The 16,667-nt window shown below is 64.0% G+C and carries 11 protein-coding genes and 2 pseudogenes; 4 read left to right on the top strand and 9 right to left on the bottom strand.

Translation table 11 applies throughout. The annotated features are described in order from the left end of the window. Positions 1-9: 9 nt before the first annotated feature. The 3 genes and pseudogenes from G9C89_RS15875 to G9C89_RS15885 all read right to left on the bottom strand — a co-directional run. Positions 10-3,780 carry a nitrate reductase subunit alpha gene (locus G9C89_RS15875; protein WP_172149701.1) on the bottom strand — a complete coding sequence of 1,257 codons (3,771 nt, stop codon included), beginning with the start codon at positions 3,778-3,780 and terminating at the stop codon, positions 10-12. A 68-nt stretch (positions 3,781-3,848) separates the two neighbouring features. Further along, positions 3,849-5,264, bottom strand: a complete 1,416-nt coding sequence (locus tag G9C89_RS15880; protein WP_172149703.1) for a NarK family nitrate/nitrite MFS transporter — start codon at positions 5,262-5,264, stop codon at positions 3,849-3,851. Further along, positions 5,245-6,547 (bottom strand): annotated as a pseudogene (locus G9C89_RS15885) (MFS transporter); the annotation flags it as partial. The gene G9C89_RS15880 and the pseudogene G9C89_RS15885, both read right to left, overlap by 20 nt. Positions 6,548-6,783: 236 nt before the next feature. Here G9C89_RS15885 and G9C89_RS15890 point away from each other — a divergent pair. Then, positions 6,784-8,583, top strand: a complete 1,800-nt coding sequence (locus G9C89_RS15890) for a HAMP domain-containing protein (RefSeq protein WP_172149707.1) — start codon at positions 6,784-6,786, stop codon at positions 8,581-8,583. Further along, positions 8,580-9,236, top strand: a complete 657-nt coding sequence (gene narL, locus G9C89_RS15895; RefSeq protein ID WP_172149709.1) for a two-component system response regulator NarL — start codon at positions 8,580-8,582, stop codon at positions 9,234-9,236. Before G9C89_RS15890 ends, narL begins: the two co-directional genes overlap by 4 nt. Before the next feature lie 124 nt (positions 9,237-9,360). Here the strand turns inward: narL and can are convergent, their stop codons facing one another. After that, positions 9,361-9,987, bottom strand: coding sequence for a carbonate dehydratase (can, locus tag G9C89_RS15900; RefSeq protein WP_172149711.1), 627 nt, complete (start codon positions 9,985-9,987; stop codon positions 9,361-9,363). Between the two features lie 254 nt (positions 9,988-10,241). On the opposite strand from can, the gene G9C89_RS15905 reads away from it, so the two are divergent. Together G9C89_RS15905 and G9C89_RS15910 are read left to right on the top strand one after the other, a co-directional pair. Further along, positions 10,242-11,462, top strand: coding sequence for an alginate export family protein (locus tag G9C89_RS15905; RefSeq protein ID WP_172149713.1), 1,221 nt, complete (start codon positions 10,242-10,244; stop codon positions 11,460-11,462). Positions 11,463-11,640: 178 nt separating this feature from the next. Continuing rightward, positions 11,641-12,318: a Crp/Fnr family transcriptional regulator gene (locus G9C89_RS15910; protein WP_172149715.1), complete on the top strand. Its 678-nt coding sequence runs from the start codon at positions 11,641-11,643 to the stop codon at positions 12,316-12,318. An 84-nt stretch (positions 12,319-12,402) separates the two neighbouring features. On the opposite strand, the gene G9C89_RS25555 is transcribed toward G9C89_RS15910, so the two are convergent. From G9C89_RS25555 to ubiU, 5 genes and pseudogenes are all read right to left on the bottom strand, one after another. Continuing rightward, positions 12,403-13,251, bottom strand: coding sequence for a methyl-accepting chemotaxis protein (locus G9C89_RS25555; RefSeq protein ID WP_390623828.1), 849 nt, complete (start codon positions 13,249-13,251; stop codon positions 12,403-12,405). An 18-nt stretch (positions 13,252-13,269) separates the two neighbouring features. After that, positions 13,270-13,998 (bottom strand): annotated as a pseudogene (locus tag G9C89_RS25560) (type IV pili methyl-accepting chemotaxis transducer N-terminal domain-containing protein); the annotation flags it as partial. 97 nt (positions 13,999-14,095) lie between these two features. Beyond that, entirely contained in the window at positions 14,096-14,596 is a 501-nt protein-coding gene (ubiT, locus tag G9C89_RS15920; protein WP_172149719.1) for a ubiquinone anaerobic biosynthesis accessory factor UbiT, read from the bottom strand. After that, positions 14,593-15,480 carry a U32 family peptidase gene (locus G9C89_RS15925; protein ID WP_172149721.1) on the bottom strand — a complete coding sequence of 296 codons (888 nt, stop codon included), beginning with the start codon at positions 15,478-15,480 and terminating at the stop codon, positions 14,593-14,595. Before G9C89_RS15925 ends, ubiT begins: the two co-directional genes overlap by 4 nt. 10 nt (positions 15,481-15,490) lie before the next feature. Next, complete coding sequence (ubiU, locus tag G9C89_RS15930; RefSeq protein WP_172149723.1) at positions 15,491-16,486, bottom strand: ubiquinone anaerobic biosynthesis protein UbiU; 996 nt, start codon at positions 16,484-16,486, stop codon at positions 15,491-15,493. Between the last annotated feature and the right edge of the window lie 181 nt (positions 16,487-16,667).

The following is a 16,667-nucleotide window of genomic DNA, read 5'->3' on the forward strand; positions in this document are numbered from 1 at the left end:
CAGAGCTCCTCAAATGTCTTGTGGCAGGGGTTGTGGCAGGGCTTCGTCGTCTGTGCCGTCAAGCCAGTCGACCTTGTCCATCTTGCGCACCACGACGAACTCGTCGCGGTTGCAACCGACCGTGCCGTAATAGTTGAAACCGTAGGCCTGCTGGGCATAGCCACCGATCATGTGGGTCGGCTTGAGCACCACGCGGGTCACCGAGTTGTGGTGGCCGCCGCGAGTCTTGGTGGTCTCGCTGCCGGGCACGTTCACGATGCGTTCCTGGGCGTGGTACATCATCACCATGCCGTCCTTGACCCGCTGGCTGACCACCGCTCGGGCGGTCAGGGCGCCGTTGGCGTTGAAGCATTCGACCCAGTCGTTGTCCTCGATGCCGGCGCGCTTGGCGTCGGTTTCCGAGAGCCAGACAATCGGCCCGCCACGGCTCAGGGTGAGCATGATCAGGTTGTCGGTGTAGGTGCTGTGGATGCCCCACTTCTGGTGCGGGGTGATCCAGTTCAGCACGATCTCGGTATTGCCGTTGGGCCGCTTGCCTTTGACGTAGTCGATGGTGCGGGTGTTGATCGGCGGCCGGTAGCTCATCATCTGCTCGCCGAAGGCCTGCATCCACGGGTGATCCTGGTAGAACTGCTGGCGGCCGGTGATGGTGCGCCACGGGATGTACTCGTGCACGTTGGTGTAGCCGGCGTTGTAGCTGACCTTCTCGTCTTCCAGGCCGGACCAGGTCGGGCTGGAGATGATCTTGCGCGGCTGCGCCTGGATGTCGCGGAAGCGGATCGCCTCGTGCGCCTTGTTGATCGCCAGGTGGCTGTGATCCAGGCCGGTGAACTCGGACAGCGCCGCCCAGGCCTTGAGCGCCACGTGGCCGTTGGTTTCCGGGGCCAGGGTGAGGATCACCTCGCAGGCATCGATGGCCGACTCGATCTGTGGCCGGCCTTTGCTGACGCCTTCGGCACGCACCTTGTGATTCAGCTCGCCGAGGAACTCGACCTCATGCTCGGTGTTCCAGTTGATGCCCTTGCCGCCGTTGCCTTGCTTGTCGAGCAACGGGCCGAGGGAGCTGAACTTCTTGTAGACGTTCGGGTAGTCGCGCTCGACCACGGTCATGTTCGGGCAGTTCTTGCCCGGTACCGGAGCTTCGCCGGCGGTTTTCCAGTCGATGCCGCCGAACGGCTGGGCCAGTTCGCCGGGGCTGTCGTGCATCATCGGCACGGTGACCAGGTCCTGCTCGACCCCCAGTTGGCCGACCGACATCTCGGAGAAGGCCTTGGCGATGCCCTTGTAGATTTCCCAGTCGGAACGCGATTCCCAGGCCGGATCGATGGCCGCGGACAGCGGGTGGATGAAGGGGTGCATGTCCGAGGTGTTCATGTCGTCCTTCTCGTACCAGGTCGCCGTCGGCAACACGATGTCCGAGTAGACACAGGTAGAAGACATGCGGAAGTCCAGGGTGGTGACCAGATCGAGCTTGCCGATCGCGCCTTCGTCCACCCACTCGACGTCGTTCGGCTTGAAGCCGCCACGCTTGCCGAGGTCTTCATTCATCACGCCGTTCTTGGTGCCGAGCAGGTACTTGAGCATGTACTCGTGGCCCTTGCCCGAGCTGCCCAGCAGGTTGGAGCGCCAGATGAACATGTTGCGCGGGAAGTTGACCGGGTTGTCCGGCTGTTCGCAGGCGAAACGCAGCGAGTCGTCCTGCAGCGACTTGAGTACGTAATCCACTGGCGACATGCCGGCGGCCTTGGCGTCACGGGTGATCTGCAGCGGGTTGCGGTTCATCTGCGGGGCGCTCGGCAACCAGCCGGCGCGTTCGGCGCGGATGTTGTAGTCCAGCGCGTGCTCGGGGAACTGCGACTTGTCGGCCAGCGGCGAGAGCACTTCGTGCATGCTCATCTTCTCGTGGCGCCACTGCGAACTGTGGGCGTAGAAGAAGCTGGTGCCGTTCATCTGCCGTGGCGGACGGCTCCAGTCCAGGCCGAAGGCCAGGGGCAGCCAGCCGCACTGCGGACGCAGTTTTTCCTGGCCGACGTAGTGGGCCCAACCGCCACCGGTTTGACCGACGCAACCGCAGAGCATGAGCATGTTGATCAGCCCGCGGTAGTTCATGTCCATGTGGTACCAGTGGTTCATCGCCGCACCGACGATGATCATGGAACGGCCCTTGGTCTTGTCGGCGTTGTCGGCGAACTCGCGGGCGATCTGGATCGCCTTCTCGCGGCTCACGCCAGTGATCAGCTCCTGCCAGGCCGGGGTGCCCGGCACAGTGGCGTCGTCGTAGTCCTTGGCGACGTTGCCGCCACCCAGGCCACGGTCGATCGCCAGGTTGGCTGCCGACAGGTCGAACACGGTGGCGACCTTGGCTTGGGTGCCGTCGGCCAGGGTGATGCTGCGTACCGGGACGCGGCGCAGTTGCACGGCTTCGCCGGCGACATGCTGGAAGTGCTCGTGGGTCTGGCCACCGAAGTACGGGAAGGCCACTTCGGCCACTTCCTCGCCGATCAGGCTCAGTTGCAGCTTTACCTCGCGACCGTCACCGCCCTCGCGGGCCTCGATGTTCCACTTGCCCTTCTCGCCCCAGCGGTAGCCGATCGACCCCAACGGCGAGACCAGTTGATTGGTTTCGCTGTCCAGCGCGATGGTTTTCCACTCGGGATTGTTTTCCTGGCCGAGGTTGTCGGCCAGATCCGCGGCACGCAGGAAGCGGTCCGGCTGGTAGCCGTTGAGTTCCGGGGTGGCGCCTTTGTGATCTTTCAGCAGCACCAGCACCGGGAAGTCGGTGTAGCGGCGCACGTAGTCGGTGAAGTAGGCGCTCGGCTTGTCGAGGTGGAATTCTTTGAAGATGACGTGGTTGAACGCCTGGGCCAGCGCCGCATCGGTGCCCTGCTTGGGGTTCAGCCAGAGGTCGGTCAGCTTGGCCACCTCGGAGTAGTCCGGGGTGATCGATACGGTCTTGGTGCCCTTGTAGCGGACTTCGGTAAAGAAGTGCGCGTCTGGCGTGCGCGTCTGCGGCACGTTGGAGCCCCAGGCGATGATGTAGTTGGAGTTGTACCAGTCGGCCGATTCCGGCACGTCGGTCTGCTCGCCCCACACCTGTGGCGAGGACGGCGGCAGGTCGCAGTACCAGTCGTAGAAACTCAGGCACACGCCGCCGATCAGTGACAGATAACGACTACCGGCCGCGTAGCTGACCATCGACATGGCCGGGATCGGCGAGAAGCCGACCACGCGGTCCGGGCCGTGCTCCTTGACGGTATAGACGTTGGCCGCGGCGATGATCTCGTTGACTTCGTTCCAGCTCGAGCGGATGAAGCCGCCCATGCCGCGCTTGCTCTTGTAGGACTCGGCCTTGACCGGATCCGTGACGATGCTCGCCCAGGCCTCGACCGGATTCAGGGTCGCCCGCGCTTCGCGCCAAAGCTTGAGAAGGGGTTTACGCACCTTGGGGTACTTGAGGCGGTTGGCGCTGTAGATGTACCAGCTGTAGCTGGCACCACGCGGACAGCCGCGCGGCTCGTGGTTGGGCAGGTCGTTGCGGGTACGCGGGTAGTCGGTCTGCTGGGTTTCCCAGGTGATCAGGCCGTTCTTCACGTAGATCTTCCACGAGCACGAGCCGGTGCAGTTCACCCCATGGGTGGAACGCACGATCTTGTCGTACTGCCAGCGCGAACGGTAGACGTTCTCCCAATCGCGTGACTCGATGCGGGTTTCGCCATGACCATCGGCGAACTCACCCTGCTTACGGTTGAAGAAACGCAATTGGTCGAGTAAATGACTCATCTCTTTTTCCTCTCAGGCTTGCTGCGGGATCTGCGTCCCGCACACGCAATGATTCGATTCGTTACCGGTTAGCAGGGGGTTTCCGCGCCTTTGCGCGAGTACCACCACCAGGTCACCAGGATGCAGCTGACGTAGTAGCCGATGAACACGTACAGGGCCATTTGCGGGCCGCCGGTCAGCGCCATCGAGGTGCCGAATGACTTGGGAATGAAGAAGGCGCCATAGGCCGCCACCGCCGAACTGAAGCCGAGCACCGCGGCCGCTTCCTTGCCGGCGTTCTTGATCGCCTGCTCCTTGATCGCCGCCGTTTTGCCGATGCTGCCGCGCTCGTGCAGGGTGCGGAAGATCACCGGAATCATGCGGAAGGTGGAGCCGTTGCCGATGCCGGTGGTGACGAACAGCAACATGAACATGGCCAGGAAGCCGTAGAAGTTGCCCTCGGTGCCGGCTACCGGGATGAAGGCGAGTACGCCGAACACCGCCGCGATCATCAGCACGAAGTTCCACAGGGTCACCCGCGCGCCGCCCAGCTTGTCCGCCAGCCAGCCACCCAGCGGGCGCACCAGGGCGCCGACCAACGGGCCGAGGAAGGCGAACTGCAGTGGGTCGACGCCAGGGAACTGGGTCTTGATCAGCATCGGGAAGCCGGCGGCGAAGCCGATGAAGGAGCCGAAGGTGGCCAGGTACAGCCAGCACATCAACCAGTTGTGCTTGCGCTTGAAGATCACCGCCTGTTCGCTGAAGGACGCCTTGGCGCTGGTCAGGTCGTTCATGCCGAACCAGGCCGCCACGGCCACCGCGAGGATGAACGGCACCCAGATGAAGCCGGCGTTCTGCAGCCACAGCTGGCTATCTTCGCCCAGCTCCTGGGCCTGGCCGCCGACCGCGCCGAACAGGCCGACGCCGATCACCAGCGGCACGCTGAACTGCATCACCGAGACGCCGAGGTTGCCCAGGCCGGCATTCAGGCCGAGAGCGGTGCCCTGCTGCGACTTGGGATAGAAGAAGCTGATATTGGCCATGCTCGAGGCGAAGTTGCCGCCGCCGAAGCCGCACAGCAGCGCGATGATCACGAACACGCTGTAGGTGGTGCTGGTGTCCTGCACGGCGAAGCCCATCCACAGAGCCGGCAGCAGCAGCGAGGCGGTGCTCAGGGCGGTCCATCTACGGCCGCCGAAGATCGGCACCATGAAGGAGTAGAAGATCCGCAGGGTGGCGCCGGACAAGCCCGGCAGCGCCGCCAGCCAGAACAACTGGTCATTGCTGAAGGTGAAGCCGATGCTGTTCAGGCGCACGGTCACCGCGCTCCAGACCATCCACACGGCGAAGGCCAGCAGCAGCGCGGGGATCGAGATCCACAGGTTGCGGGTGGCGATCTGCTTGCCGATGCTGCCCCAGAAGTGCGGGTCTTCCGGCCGCCAGTCGTGAATGACCGGTCCCTGGCTGGGCAGCCCGGTTACCGGGGGATTCTTGGTTGCGGACATGCTCATTCTCCTTCAAGCGGCAGGAAAGCAGGAACCGTGGCCTTTTCGGGGACCAGGCCCATAACGGGAGTTTTGCGAACTTCGCTGAAGTACATCCAGATCAGGGAGACCCAGACCACGCCGTACATCAGCATGAAACTGGAGGAGCGCACGCCGGTCAGGTCGACCAGGGCGCCGAACATGATCGGCAGGATGAAGCCGCCGAGGCCGCCGGCCAGGCCGACGATGCCGGAGATGGCGCCCATGTTGTCCGGGTAGTCATCGGAGATGTACTTGAACACCGAGGCCTTGCCGAAGGCGAAGGCGATGCCGACGACGAACAGCAGTGCGGTGAAGGTCCAGGCATTGAGACCAATGTTGTAGGTCTGCGGACCATTGACGGTCTGCACGATCAGTTCGGTCTGCGGGTAGGACAGCAGGAACAGGCACACCCAGCTCACCCACATCACCCACCAGGTCACGCTCTGCGCACCCCACTTGTCCGACATCCAGCCACCCATGGCGCGCAGCACGCCGCCCGGCAGGGAGAAGCAGGCGGCCAGCAAGGCGGCGCTCTGCAGGTTGAAGCCGTATTCCTCGACGTAGTACTTGGTCATCCACAAGGCCAGGGCTACATAGCCGCCGAAGACGATCGAGTAGTACTGGCAGTAGCGCATTACCTTGGGGTCTTTCAAGGTGCGCAGCTGATCGGCCAGGGACACGTTGCTACGCACCCGATGACCCTTGTTCTCGTAGGTGCAGAACCAGAACAGCAGCGCGGTGATGAACATGATCGCCGAGTAGACCTTGGGCACCATCTGCCAGCTGGCCGCGGCGATGATCGCCGGGGCGACGAACTTGGTCAGCGCGGAGCCGGCGTTACCGGCGCCGAAGATGCCCATGGCGAAACCCTGGTTCTGCTTTTCGAACCACTTGGCGACATAGGCGATGCCGACCGAGAAGGAACCGCCGGCGAGGCCGACGAACAGGCCGAGGACCAGAAAGTGCCAGTACTCGGTGGCCAGGCTGATCATGTAGATCGGCAGTACGCAGACCAGCATCAGCAGGAAGAACACGATGCGCCCGCCGAACCTGTCGGTGAGCATGCCCAGCGGCAGGCGCACCAGCGAACCGGTGAGCACCGGCGTGGCGGCCAGCAGGCCGAACTGGGTATCGTTGAGTTGCAGTAACTCCTTGATCGGAACGCCGAGTACGGCGAACATCATCCAGACCATGAAGCAGATGGTGAACGCCAGGGTGCTCATACCCAGAACCAGGCCCTGTTGTGTTCTCAAACGTGCCATAGCGAACCCCTTGATTCCCGAACCATGGGCGGCACACTAGATAGGCAAGGGCGCGGCGCACTTGACCTGGGTCAATTAATACAGAGCGGTCTGGGCCTGCCCTGCCGCCGCCTACCTCTTAAGTGGTAGCCCGGTTTTTCACATAAAATGCCTTTTAAAACAGCTAGTTAGAGTCAATATAAATCCTTGCTCGCGAGACTGCATGCAGTCCGAGTTCTTTAGAGGTAGTCCGTGCGATGTTGAGATGGATGCGCAGTTCAGTACCGGTCAGAGCCGGTTTGGCGGTGACCCTGATCGCCGTGCTGGCTCTCGGCAGCTCCATCAGCGCCGGGCTGATTGCCTGGTTCAGCGAGGACGATGCGGCGGCGATCAATACCGCCGGTTCCCTGCGCATGGCCACCTACCGACTGAACTGGCAGCTGGAGGCCGGCGCGCCCGCGGAAAGTATCGCCGCGCTGCGCGACGACCTGCAGCTGCGCCTGGACGGCAGCCTGCAACAGCGCATCAACGGCAGCCCGGACGATCCGCTGTACAACGCCTACCGCGATATCCAAACGCTTTGGCAGGAACAACTGCGCCCGGCCCTGGATCGCGGCGACAAGACCGCTTTCCAGCAGCACAGCGAAAGCTTCGTCGCCCAGCTGGAGCATTTCGTCATGCTCCTGCAGAAACAGAGCGAACGTCGTCAGGGCTGGCAGCAGAGCATCCAGGGCGCCGCCCTGCTGATTACCGTGATCATCCTGCTGGTGGGTATGTACGAGCTGCAGTTGAATGTGATCAGCCCGCTGCAGGAACTGGTCAAGGCGGCCGAGCGCTTTCGCAACGGCGATCACGGCGCTCGGGTCGAATTCCGCTCGGAGGACGAACTGGGGCAGATGGCCGAAAGCTTCAACGCCATGGCCGAAACCATCGAGGAATCGCACCGCACCCTGGAAAGCCGGGTGGCGCAAAAGACCCAGACCCTGGCGCAAACCAATGCGGCCCTAGAGCTGCTCTACCAGAGCAGCCGCAGCCTGGCCACCCGTCAGGCCAATGCCGAGCGCCTCGATGAACTGATCAGCCGCTTCCAGCAACGCCTGCCGGGCCTGCGCCTGACCCTGTGCCTGCAGGACAATGTCCATGCACCCAGCGAGCAATTGCTGGCCCTGCATGGCAGCGAAACCCGCGAGGTCTGTGCGCGCAGCGATTGCGCCACCTGCGAGCGCAAGACCAATCCCGACCAGGCCACCTTCATCATCAGCAACCAGGGCAATAACCTGGGCGAGCTGAAAGCCTACTTCCGCGACGGACACAAGCCGCAGACCTGGGAAACCGCACTGATCCAGGCCCTGGCCAACCAGGTCGGCACGGCGCTGTCGCTCAAGCGCCAGCGCGAGCAGGAACATCGCCTGCTGCTGCTCGACGAGCGCACCATCATCGCCCGCGAGCTGCATGACTCGCTGGCCCAGGCACTGTCCTACATGAAGCTGCAAGTCAGCCGTCTGCAGACCCTGATCCGCCGCGGTGAAAGCGCGGAGACCCTGGGCAGCGTCAGCGACGAACTGCGCGACGGCCTGAACACCGCCTACCGGCAATTGCGCGAGCTGCTGACCACCTTCCGCCTGCAGATCCAGGACGGCGGCCTCGACCAGGAACTCAAGGACACGGTGCAGGAGTTTGCCAAGCGTGGCGACTTCAGCGCCGAGTTGCAGATCGACCGCCTGGCCTTTCAGCTCTCGGCCAGCGAGCAGATTCACCTGTTGCAGATCGCCCGCGAGGCGCTGTCCAACTGCGCCCGGCATGCCCAGGCGCAACACGCCTGGCTACACCTGCGCCAGGTTGGCGAACAGGTCGAATTGTCGGTCGAGGACGATGGTTGCGGCCTGGTTCCCGGCTTCGACCCGCGCCAGCACCACGGTTTGACCATCATGCAGGAGCGTGCGCGCAGCCTGCATGGCCACCTCGACATCGAACCCCGCGCGCCCAAGGGCACCCGTATCCATTTGCAATTCCGCCCCGAGTTTCTCGGGCATCACGAAGAAGGTAGCGCCGCATGAAGCCATCCATCGGCCACAGCATTCCCCACCGCCACAGTATCCTGCTGGTCGACGATCACCCGATGATGCGCCGCGGCATGCGCCAGCTGCTCGAACTCGAGGAGGACCTGGAAGTCGTCGGCGAAGCCGGACATGGCCAAGAAGCCCTGGACCTGATCGGCCAGCTACAGCCCGAGCTGATCCTGCTGGACAACAACATGCCGCAGATGAACGGCCTGGAAACCCTGCGCCGCCTGCGCGAGATGCACTACCACGGCAAGGTCCTGATCTTCACCGTGTCCGATTCCGAAGACGACATCCGCGACGCCATGCGCCTGGATGCCGATGGCTACCTGCTCAAGGACATGGAGCCGGAGCTGCTGATCCAATCGATTCGCGATGCCCTGCAAGGCAGCCTGGTGGTCAGCCCCACCCTGACCCGGATTCTCGCCCAGGCGCTACGCTCGCCCCACACCAGCTCGCAAGTCGACCTCACCGACCGCGAACGCCAGGTGCTGAAAACCATCGCCGCCGGCCACAGCAACAAGGTCATCGGCCACAAGCTCGGTATCACCGAGGGCACGGTCAAGGTCCACGTGAAAAACCTGCTGCACAAACTCGGCCTGCGCTCGCGGGTCGAGGCCGCAGTCTGGGCGATGGAGCATCTGCGTTAACGCTCGTATCTCCTAACGCCCATGGTGCGCACGGCGCACCCTACCAGGTGCCACGCCCGTCGCGGTCATACTCCGCGTAGGGTGCGCGGGGCCGCCTAGGCCGTGCGCACCAGGCATCGCCAGTTCACTGCTCGTAGAGAAAGCTGTCGTCGAGCTGGTCCGCCCCGTTGACCGTCACCTCCAGATCGTTGACCAGGCCGTCGCTAAGCCCGTAGATCCAGCCGTGCACTGCCAGCGCCTGGCCGCGTTTCCAGGCGTTCTGCACGATGGTGGTGTGGCAGACATTGCGCACCTGGCGTTGCACGTTCAGCTCGCACAACAGATTGACCTGGGCTTCCGCTTCCAAGCCGTGAAAACGCTCCAGATTCTGGTGATAGAGCGCCTTGAGCGCGCGCAGCCAGTTGTCGATCAGGCCCAGCGCTTCGTGCCCCAGGGCCGCGCGCACCCCGCCACAGCCATAGTGGCCGCAGACGATCACCTGCTTGACCTGCAGCACGTCGACCGCGTATTGCAGCACCGAGAGAAAATTCATGTCGGTGGCCACCACCATATTGGCCACGTTGCGGTGCACGAACAGTTCGCCCGGCATCAGGCCGACCACCTCATTGGCCGGCACCCGGCTGTCCGAACAACCGATCCAGAGAAACTCCGGGCGCTGCTGCCGCGCCAGGCGCGCAAAGAACTCAGGATCCCTGGCCTTGAGCGACTCGGCCCAGAAGCGGTTATTGGCCAACAACTGTTCAACGTCCATCGAAGCTCCCGATCTCCCCACCGGCGGCAGGGCATGCGCGAGGATAGGCATGGTGCATGGCGGCAAAATTGTTGTGGATCAATATTCCATGCCCTCTCCCCCTCCTGAACCAGGACCACCTCTTTAGAGGTAGTCCGCCCAAACGCCCGGCTGCAGCCCGGCGCCAACTTTTTTTGCCATCTTGATGGTCGTCAATATGTTCGATCGTCGCGCCGCTAACGTGCCCCGCAGAATTCATCTGATGAGGCATCACCATGAAAATTCGCATGACGCCAATCGCCCTTGCCCTGCTCGCCTGCGCCAGCGGCGCCGGGGCCAGTGAAAACTTCGGCAACCTGTTCCGGGACGGCAAGCCGATCCTCGACCTGCGCTACCGCTACGAACACGTCGACCAGGACAACGCGCTGAACAACGCCAACGCGCAAACCCTGCGCACCCGCGTCGGCTTCCAGAGCGGCAAGTGGTACGGCCTCTCCGCCCTGATCGAGGCCGACAACGTCAGCCGCATCGGCGACGCCAGCTACAACAGCACGCGTAACGGCCAGGGCGACTACTCGGTGGTCGCCGACCCGGACGGCAGCGAAGTCAACCAGGCCCTGCTGCGCTATGACCATGCGCTGGGCAACGCCGTGCTCGGCCGCCAGCGCATCAACCTGGACAACCAGCGCTTCATCGGCGGCGTCGCCTGGCGGCAGAACGAGCAGACCTATGACGGCGTGCTCGGCCAGCTGAAACCGCTGGACGGCCTGACCCTCACCTACGCCTACATAGACAACATCAACAGCATCTTCGGCCCCGGCGACAATCGTTTCGATACCGCCGCCAACCCGGCCAATATCGAAGGCCACAGCCACCTGCTGAATGCCCAATACGTGGTCATGCCCGAATTGACCGCCACCGCCTACCAGTACCGCCTGGGCCTGGATAACCTGGCGCTGGGCAGTCAATCGAGCCAGACCACTGGTGTGCGCCTCAATGGCGCCATCGCGGGGCTCAGCTATGCCCTGGAATACGCCCAGCAGAAGGATTACGCCGACAACCCGCTGGAACTGGACAGCGATTACTACCTCGGCGAGCTGGGCTACACGCTCAAGGGCATCGCGCTGAAGGCCGGTTACGAAGTCCTCGGCGGCGACGCAGGGCCGGGCAACCGCGCCTTCCAGACCCCATTGGCGACCAAGCACGCCTTCCAGGGCTGGGCCGACATTTTCCTGCTGACCCCGGCCGACGGCGTCGAGGACGCCTATCTCGGCTTTACTGCCCCCCTGCTCGGCGGCAGCCTGGCGGCCTGGTACCACGACTTCAGCGCCGAACAGGGCAGCAGCCAGTACGGCGATGAGATCGATGTGTCCTACGCCCATACGATTCCCGGGGTGAAGGGTCTGGTCGGCCTGGTCAAATACGCCAGCTACGATGCCGACGAGTTCTCCGTGGATACCGACAAGTTCTGGGCGCAGGCACAGTACAGCTTTTGAACCAGCCATCAGCGCTAGTGAAAAAACGCTCAGGGTAGCTCCAGGTGCGTAGTCCGAGGCTGGCCACGCACCGCCTGGCGTGTCCGGCCCGCGTCGGGCTGCCACTTTAGAGGTAGTCCTGATGAGGAATGGGCAGCCTCGGTTGGCGCACCTAAGATGGTGCCTACTGAGGTGAACCATGCTGAGCGACTCTACGACCCTTGCCATTCTGCGCGAGCATCAGTTGTTCGATAGGCTGCCCGACAGTGCTTTTCAGGAAGTCGGCAACCTGGCGATTCATCGACGCCTGCACAGCCTCGACATCCTCTTCCACCAGGGCGATCTGGCGGAGCGTTTCTACCTGCTGCTGGAAGGGCAGATCATCCTGACCCGCGTGCTGCCGGAAGGTAACGAAAAACTGGTCGAGGTCATCCAGCCGGGGCAGATTTTTGCCGACTCCCTGCTGTTCTGCGATACCCGCCACTATCCGGTGACCGCCAGCGCACTGAAACCCAGCTGCCTGGTGAGCATCGATGGCGCCCACTATCGTCGCCTGCTCGAAGTGCAACCGAGTATCTGCCTGAAACTGCTGGCCAGTTTCAGTACCCGTCTGGACCAGCGACTGACCGAAATCGACACCCTGGCCGTGGCCAATGCCAGCCGCCGTGTGGTGCGCTACCTCTGTCAGGAACAGGCGGCCGGCAATGGCCAGATCAAGCTCAGCGTGCCGAAACGCCTGATTGCCTCGCAACTGGGGATCCAGCCGGAAACCTTCTCGCGCATCCTGCACCGGCTGATCGATGCCGGGCTGATCGCCATGGAACGACGCAACATCCGCATCCTCAATACGCCCAGACTGGCCAGCTACTACGAGTGACCAGCCAGTACACGTGAGAGGGGACGCTGCGACATCGCAGCCTTGGCCTGCTGGACAGACGTGCTCTGCCCAGCAATAGCCCGATCAACCCTGCAAACGGAAACGCCCGGTCAACACCTGCAACCCATCCATGCTGCGGGTGATGGCCTGGCTGGTCGACTCGGTATCGCGGGTGGACACAGCGGCCTGATCGGCGACGCCAGCGATATGGGTCAGCGAACGGTGCATTTCGTCGGCCACCTGGCACTGCTCCTCGGCCGCCGTGGCGATCTGGTTGGTCATGCCGCGAATGGTCTGCACCGCGTCGACGATATTTTCCAGCGCGCCCTGGGCGGCTTCGATCTGCAGCAAGGTGGCATCGCTGCCCCGCCGCGATTCGTCCATGGCCCGGCCGGCGCGCCCGGTCTGCTGCTGCAGGCGTGCGATCAGGCCGCTGATCTCACCGGCGGAACTCTGGGTCCGCGCGGCCAGGCTGCGCACCTCGTCGGCGACCACGGCAAAGCCGCGGCCCTGTTCCCCCGCCCTGGCGGCTTCGATGGCGGCATTCAGCGCGAGCAGGTTGGTCTGGTCGGCAATCGCGCTGATCACTTCCAGCACCCGGCCGATCTCCTGGCTGTCGGTGGCCAGCTGCAACATCAGTTCGGTCAGCCCCTCGACATGCCCGGACAGTTCGCGAATGGCGGCGACCGAACTGCGCATGACTGCACGGCCATTGCCGGTCTCGCTGTCGGCGGTATCGGCCGCCGTCGCCGCAGCCACGGTGCTGCGCGCGACCTCCTGGGCGGTGGCGAGCATTTCGTGCATCGCGGTGGCCACCTGGTCGATCTCGGCCTGCTGGCCAACCACGCTGCGCGCACTCTCGCCGGCCACCGCGGACATGCGGCTGCAGTGACCATCGGCCTGATCGGCGGCCAGGCGCACCGCGCGGATCATCTCGCCGACCTGTTGCAGCAGTCGGTTGTAGGCGCTGCCGATCTGCCCCAATTCATTGTCGGCGTAAGCCACCGCCAATGGCTGGGAAAAATCGCCCTGGCTGACCCGTTCGAGCCTGCCGCGCAGCTCATCGAGCTGGCGCATCAGCCAGCTCATCCCGGTCACCCGCCCGAGTAGCACCAGCAACAGGATGGCCAGGGTCGAACCCAGCGCCACCCACAGCTGCACGGTGGCGCTGCGGTTGGCCTCCGCCGACATCAACAGCACCACGTCGTTGCTCGCCGCGAGCAGCGATTCCGAATCGCTGGCCAGCGCTTGCAGCGCGGTGCTGTCGCCCTGGGCAACGGCCAGCACCAGCGTGCGGTAACGGCTCCAGGCCTGATCGACCTGACGCAGACGCTGCTGGGCGGCCGGCAGCTCTACCGCGGCGATGCCCTGCCCCGGATCGCCCTGCACCAGCAGGCGATGGGCGCGTTCGAAGCGTTGCAGGGTCGCCTCCAGGCTCGCCAGCGGCAACGCCCCTTGCGCGACCAGCAGGCTCTCCTTGGCCATTTTCTGGCTGAGCATGCGTTGCGCGCCGGCCATGTCCAGTTGCCTGGCATCCTGGTCGGAGCTGAACAGCACCCCGGCGGTGAGTGCCGCGCAGAGGAAGATCAGGCTGTAGGAGAAGAAGAACTGGGTGTTGAGGGTGCGCAGGCCAAAACCGCGCAGTAGCCGCTGAATTCCGTGCGCCAAGGTGTCAGACATATCGAGCCCTTTTGCATCATGCAATTTGATTGATCATCGTCAGAAGCTCGCCACATCATTGCAATCACACTTTAGGCGTAGTTGCCCTGCAGCCTGCTTACGAAAAAACTTCGGCCTTGGCCTGCGCCGGCGGAATTTCAACCGCCTCGCCCAGCGCGCAGATCAACTGCCACAGCCGCGGCGGCAAGCCGTCGGGGTCGAGGCTGTCGAGCAGGTTCTTGATCCCCAGACCGAGGTCGGTGTCACCCTCGATCATCAGGCGGCGGCGGAAAAACAGGGTGTCCGGGTCCTCCTGACGACTGGCCAGCAGGAGGAACTCGCGCCAGTTGCCGCGGATGCAGACATCCACCGGCGCCTCGGCCGCGATGCGCAGACCGCTCTTATCGCGGGTCAGGCACCAGGCCAGCTGCAAATCGCTGATTTCCAGACGCAGCCAGCGGCCCTGCAGCAGGTCGAATTCGCCCGCCGCCAGGGGTTCGGCGAACAGGCGGGCAATGACCTTCTCCAGCACCAGGCGTTGCAGCGGGAATGGCACATGGCGGCCCAGTGGCAAGAGTGGCGGGCCGACACGCATGGCCAGGCGGGCAAAGGTCTTCATAGCAGCACCTCGTCGGCGCGCAGCATGCCGGGGCGGCCGTGCCAATAACCGTTGCAGCCTTCCACCGCCAAGGGCGGCAGCGCGCCGCAACGCACCGCATCGAAGGCCGCGATGACCCCGGCCATGCCCTCGGCGCGCGGGCTCAGGCGCAGCAGATCGGCGCCGGCCGCGGCCAGTTGCGCATAGTCGGCGAGCAGGTTGTTGACCTTGGCCGACATGGTCTGGATGCCGTTGAGGGTGAACAACGCCTCGCCCTCCTGACTGTGCAGGACAATGCCTTCCGGGAAACTCTCGCAGCAGATCTGGCAATCGTCCTTGGGCCGGTTTTCCGCGCGGGCGGTGAAGCAGCGGGCCGAGTAGGCCAAGGGCAGATGCCCGTAGGCGAACAACTCCACCTGCGGACGCGCCAGGCCGAGGCTGTCGAGTTGTTCCAGAGTGTTGCGGATCAGCTCGCCGGAGCATTCGACCGGCGGCACCCAGCGCTGCAGGCCGCAGTCGATCAGCTCGGCCAGGGCATGGCCGTTGTACAGATTGAGGGCGGGACCGGCGACGAAGGGCAGCTTGCGCTCGCGCAGCAACTGCACCGCGCCCATGTCGTTGGCCTCCACCAGCAGTTCGCCGTTGTCGCACAGACGCTTCAGGCTCGACAGTTCGGACGCCGCCTCGACCAGCGCCAGGCCCGAAAGCACCAGCTCGGCGCGGGTGCATTCGCCCAGCTCGCGGGCCAGGCCGAGCCAGTCATCCAGGCCGAGGGCACGACGCTTGGAGCACACCGTCTCGCCGAGGTAGATGGCATCGAGTGGCTGCTCGGCCATTTCGGCATAGAAATCCAGCAGTTTTTCGCGGCTCCAGTAGAACAGGACGGGTCCCAGACTGAGCTTCATGATGATCTCCTCATTGCCAGGAACGGTGGTAGGCGCCCAGCGTGGTCTGGCTGCCCTCGGACAAGCTGTCCAGTGCACTGCGCCACTGCGGCTGCACCGTGAAATTCTGCGGCGCACGGGCGTAGGCATCCAGCGCCGAGCGCCAGACCCGGGTGACCTGCTCGACATAGGCCGGGCTGCGCTGGCGCCCCTCGATTTTCACCGCGCTCACGCCGATCGCGGCGAGCTGCGGGATCAGGTCGAGGGTGTTCAGGCTGGTCGGCTCTTCCAGGGCATGGAAGCGCTGCCCGCCAACCAGGAAGCGGCCCTTGCACAGGGTCGGGTAACCGGCCGACTCATCCTTGCCATAGCGGTCGATCAGCACGCCATTGAGGCGCGAGCTGAGCCCCTCGGCATCTTCCTGCCAGCGCACCGCCTTGGCCGGCGAACAGACGCCGCACAGGTTGGGCGATTCGCCGGTGAGATAGGAGGACAGATGGCAGCGGCCCTCGGCCATGATGCACAGGCTACCGAAGGCGAACACCTCGATCGGCACCGGACTCTTCTCCGCCACCTGGCGCACCTGGGCCAGCGACAGCACCCGCGGCAGCACCGCGCGACGGATGCCGTAGCGCTGCTGATAGAGCGCCAGTGCGGCGGCATTGGTCGCCGAGCCCTGCACCGACAGGTGCAGGTTGAGGCCGGGATGACGGCGACTGGCATAGGCCAGCACCCCCGGATCGGCGGCGATCAGCGCATCCACCCCCAGCGCCGCGGCCTGGTCGACCGCACGCTGCCAGCGGGCCCAGCCATCCGGCTGGGCATAGGTATTGACCGCGATATAAAGCTGCCGGCCCTGCTCACGGATCAGCTGCAGGCCGCTTTCCAATTGCTTGTCGTCGAGGTTCAAGCCCGAGAAATGGCGGGCATTGGTGTCATCGCGAAAACCGACATAGACGGCGTCGGCGCCCTGCCGAACCGCGGCCTTGAGGGCAGGCAAGCTGCCTGCGGGACAAACCAGTTGCATGAAAACTCCTTCCGGGCGGAATACTGTCGGGCACTTTAGGGGTTGGCTCTGGGCGAAGCCTTGATCGCGGTCAACAAGCCTCGACACGCCAGGCCTACGGTTGAACTATTGCCATATCGCCTGATTTGCGGAGCGGCCGAGCGTCTACGCTGTCGCGCAGCCTACTGTGTAGGAGCCAGCT

Source organism: Pseudomonas tumuqii, from assembly GCF_013184545.1.
In the GTDB taxonomy this organism is placed as follows: domain Bacteria; phylum Pseudomonadota; class Gammaproteobacteria; order Pseudomonadales; family Pseudomonadaceae; genus Aquipseudomonas; species Aquipseudomonas tumuqii.

Excerpts from the sequence above, each read along its gene's own strand:
- G9C89_RS15875 (WP_172149701.1), bottom strand. The coding sequence starts at position 3,780 with ATGAGTCATTTACTCGACCAATTGCGTTTCTTCAACCGTAAGCAGGGT.
- G9C89_RS15880 (WP_172149703.1), bottom strand. The coding sequence starts at position 5,264 with ATGTCCGCAACCAAGAATCCCCCGGTAACCGGGCTGCCCAGCCAGGGA.
- G9C89_RS15890 (WP_172149707.1), top strand. The coding sequence starts at position 6,784 with ATGTTGAGATGGATGCGCAGTTCAGTACCGGTCAGAGCCGGTTTGGCG.
- narL (WP_172149709.1), top strand. The coding sequence starts at position 8,580 with ATGAAGCCATCCATCGGCCACAGCATTCCCCACCGCCACAGTATCCTG.
- can (WP_172149711.1), bottom strand. The coding sequence starts at position 9,987 with ATGGACGTTGAACAGTTGTTGGCCAATAACCGCTTCTGGGCCGAGTCG.
- G9C89_RS15905 (WP_172149713.1), top strand. The coding sequence starts at position 10,242 with ATGAAAATTCGCATGACGCCAATCGCCCTTGCCCTGCTCGCCTGCGCC.
- G9C89_RS15910 (WP_172149715.1), top strand. The coding sequence starts at position 11,641 with ATGCTGAGCGACTCTACGACCCTTGCCATTCTGCGCGAGCATCAGTTG.
- G9C89_RS25555 (WP_390623828.1), bottom strand. The coding sequence starts at position 13,251 with ATGATCCGCGCGGTGCGCCTGGCCGCCGATCAGGCCGATGGTCACTGC.
- ubiT (WP_172149719.1), bottom strand. The coding sequence starts at position 14,596 with ATGAAGACCTTTGCCCGCCTGGCCATGCGTGTCGGCCCGCCACTCTTG.
- G9C89_RS15925 (WP_172149721.1), bottom strand. The coding sequence starts at position 15,480 with ATGAAGCTCAGTCTGGGACCCGTCCTGTTCTACTGGAGCCGCGAAAAA.
- ubiU (WP_172149723.1), bottom strand. The coding sequence starts at position 16,486 with ATGCAACTGGTTTGTCCCGCAGGCAGCTTGCCTGCCCTCAAGGCCGCG.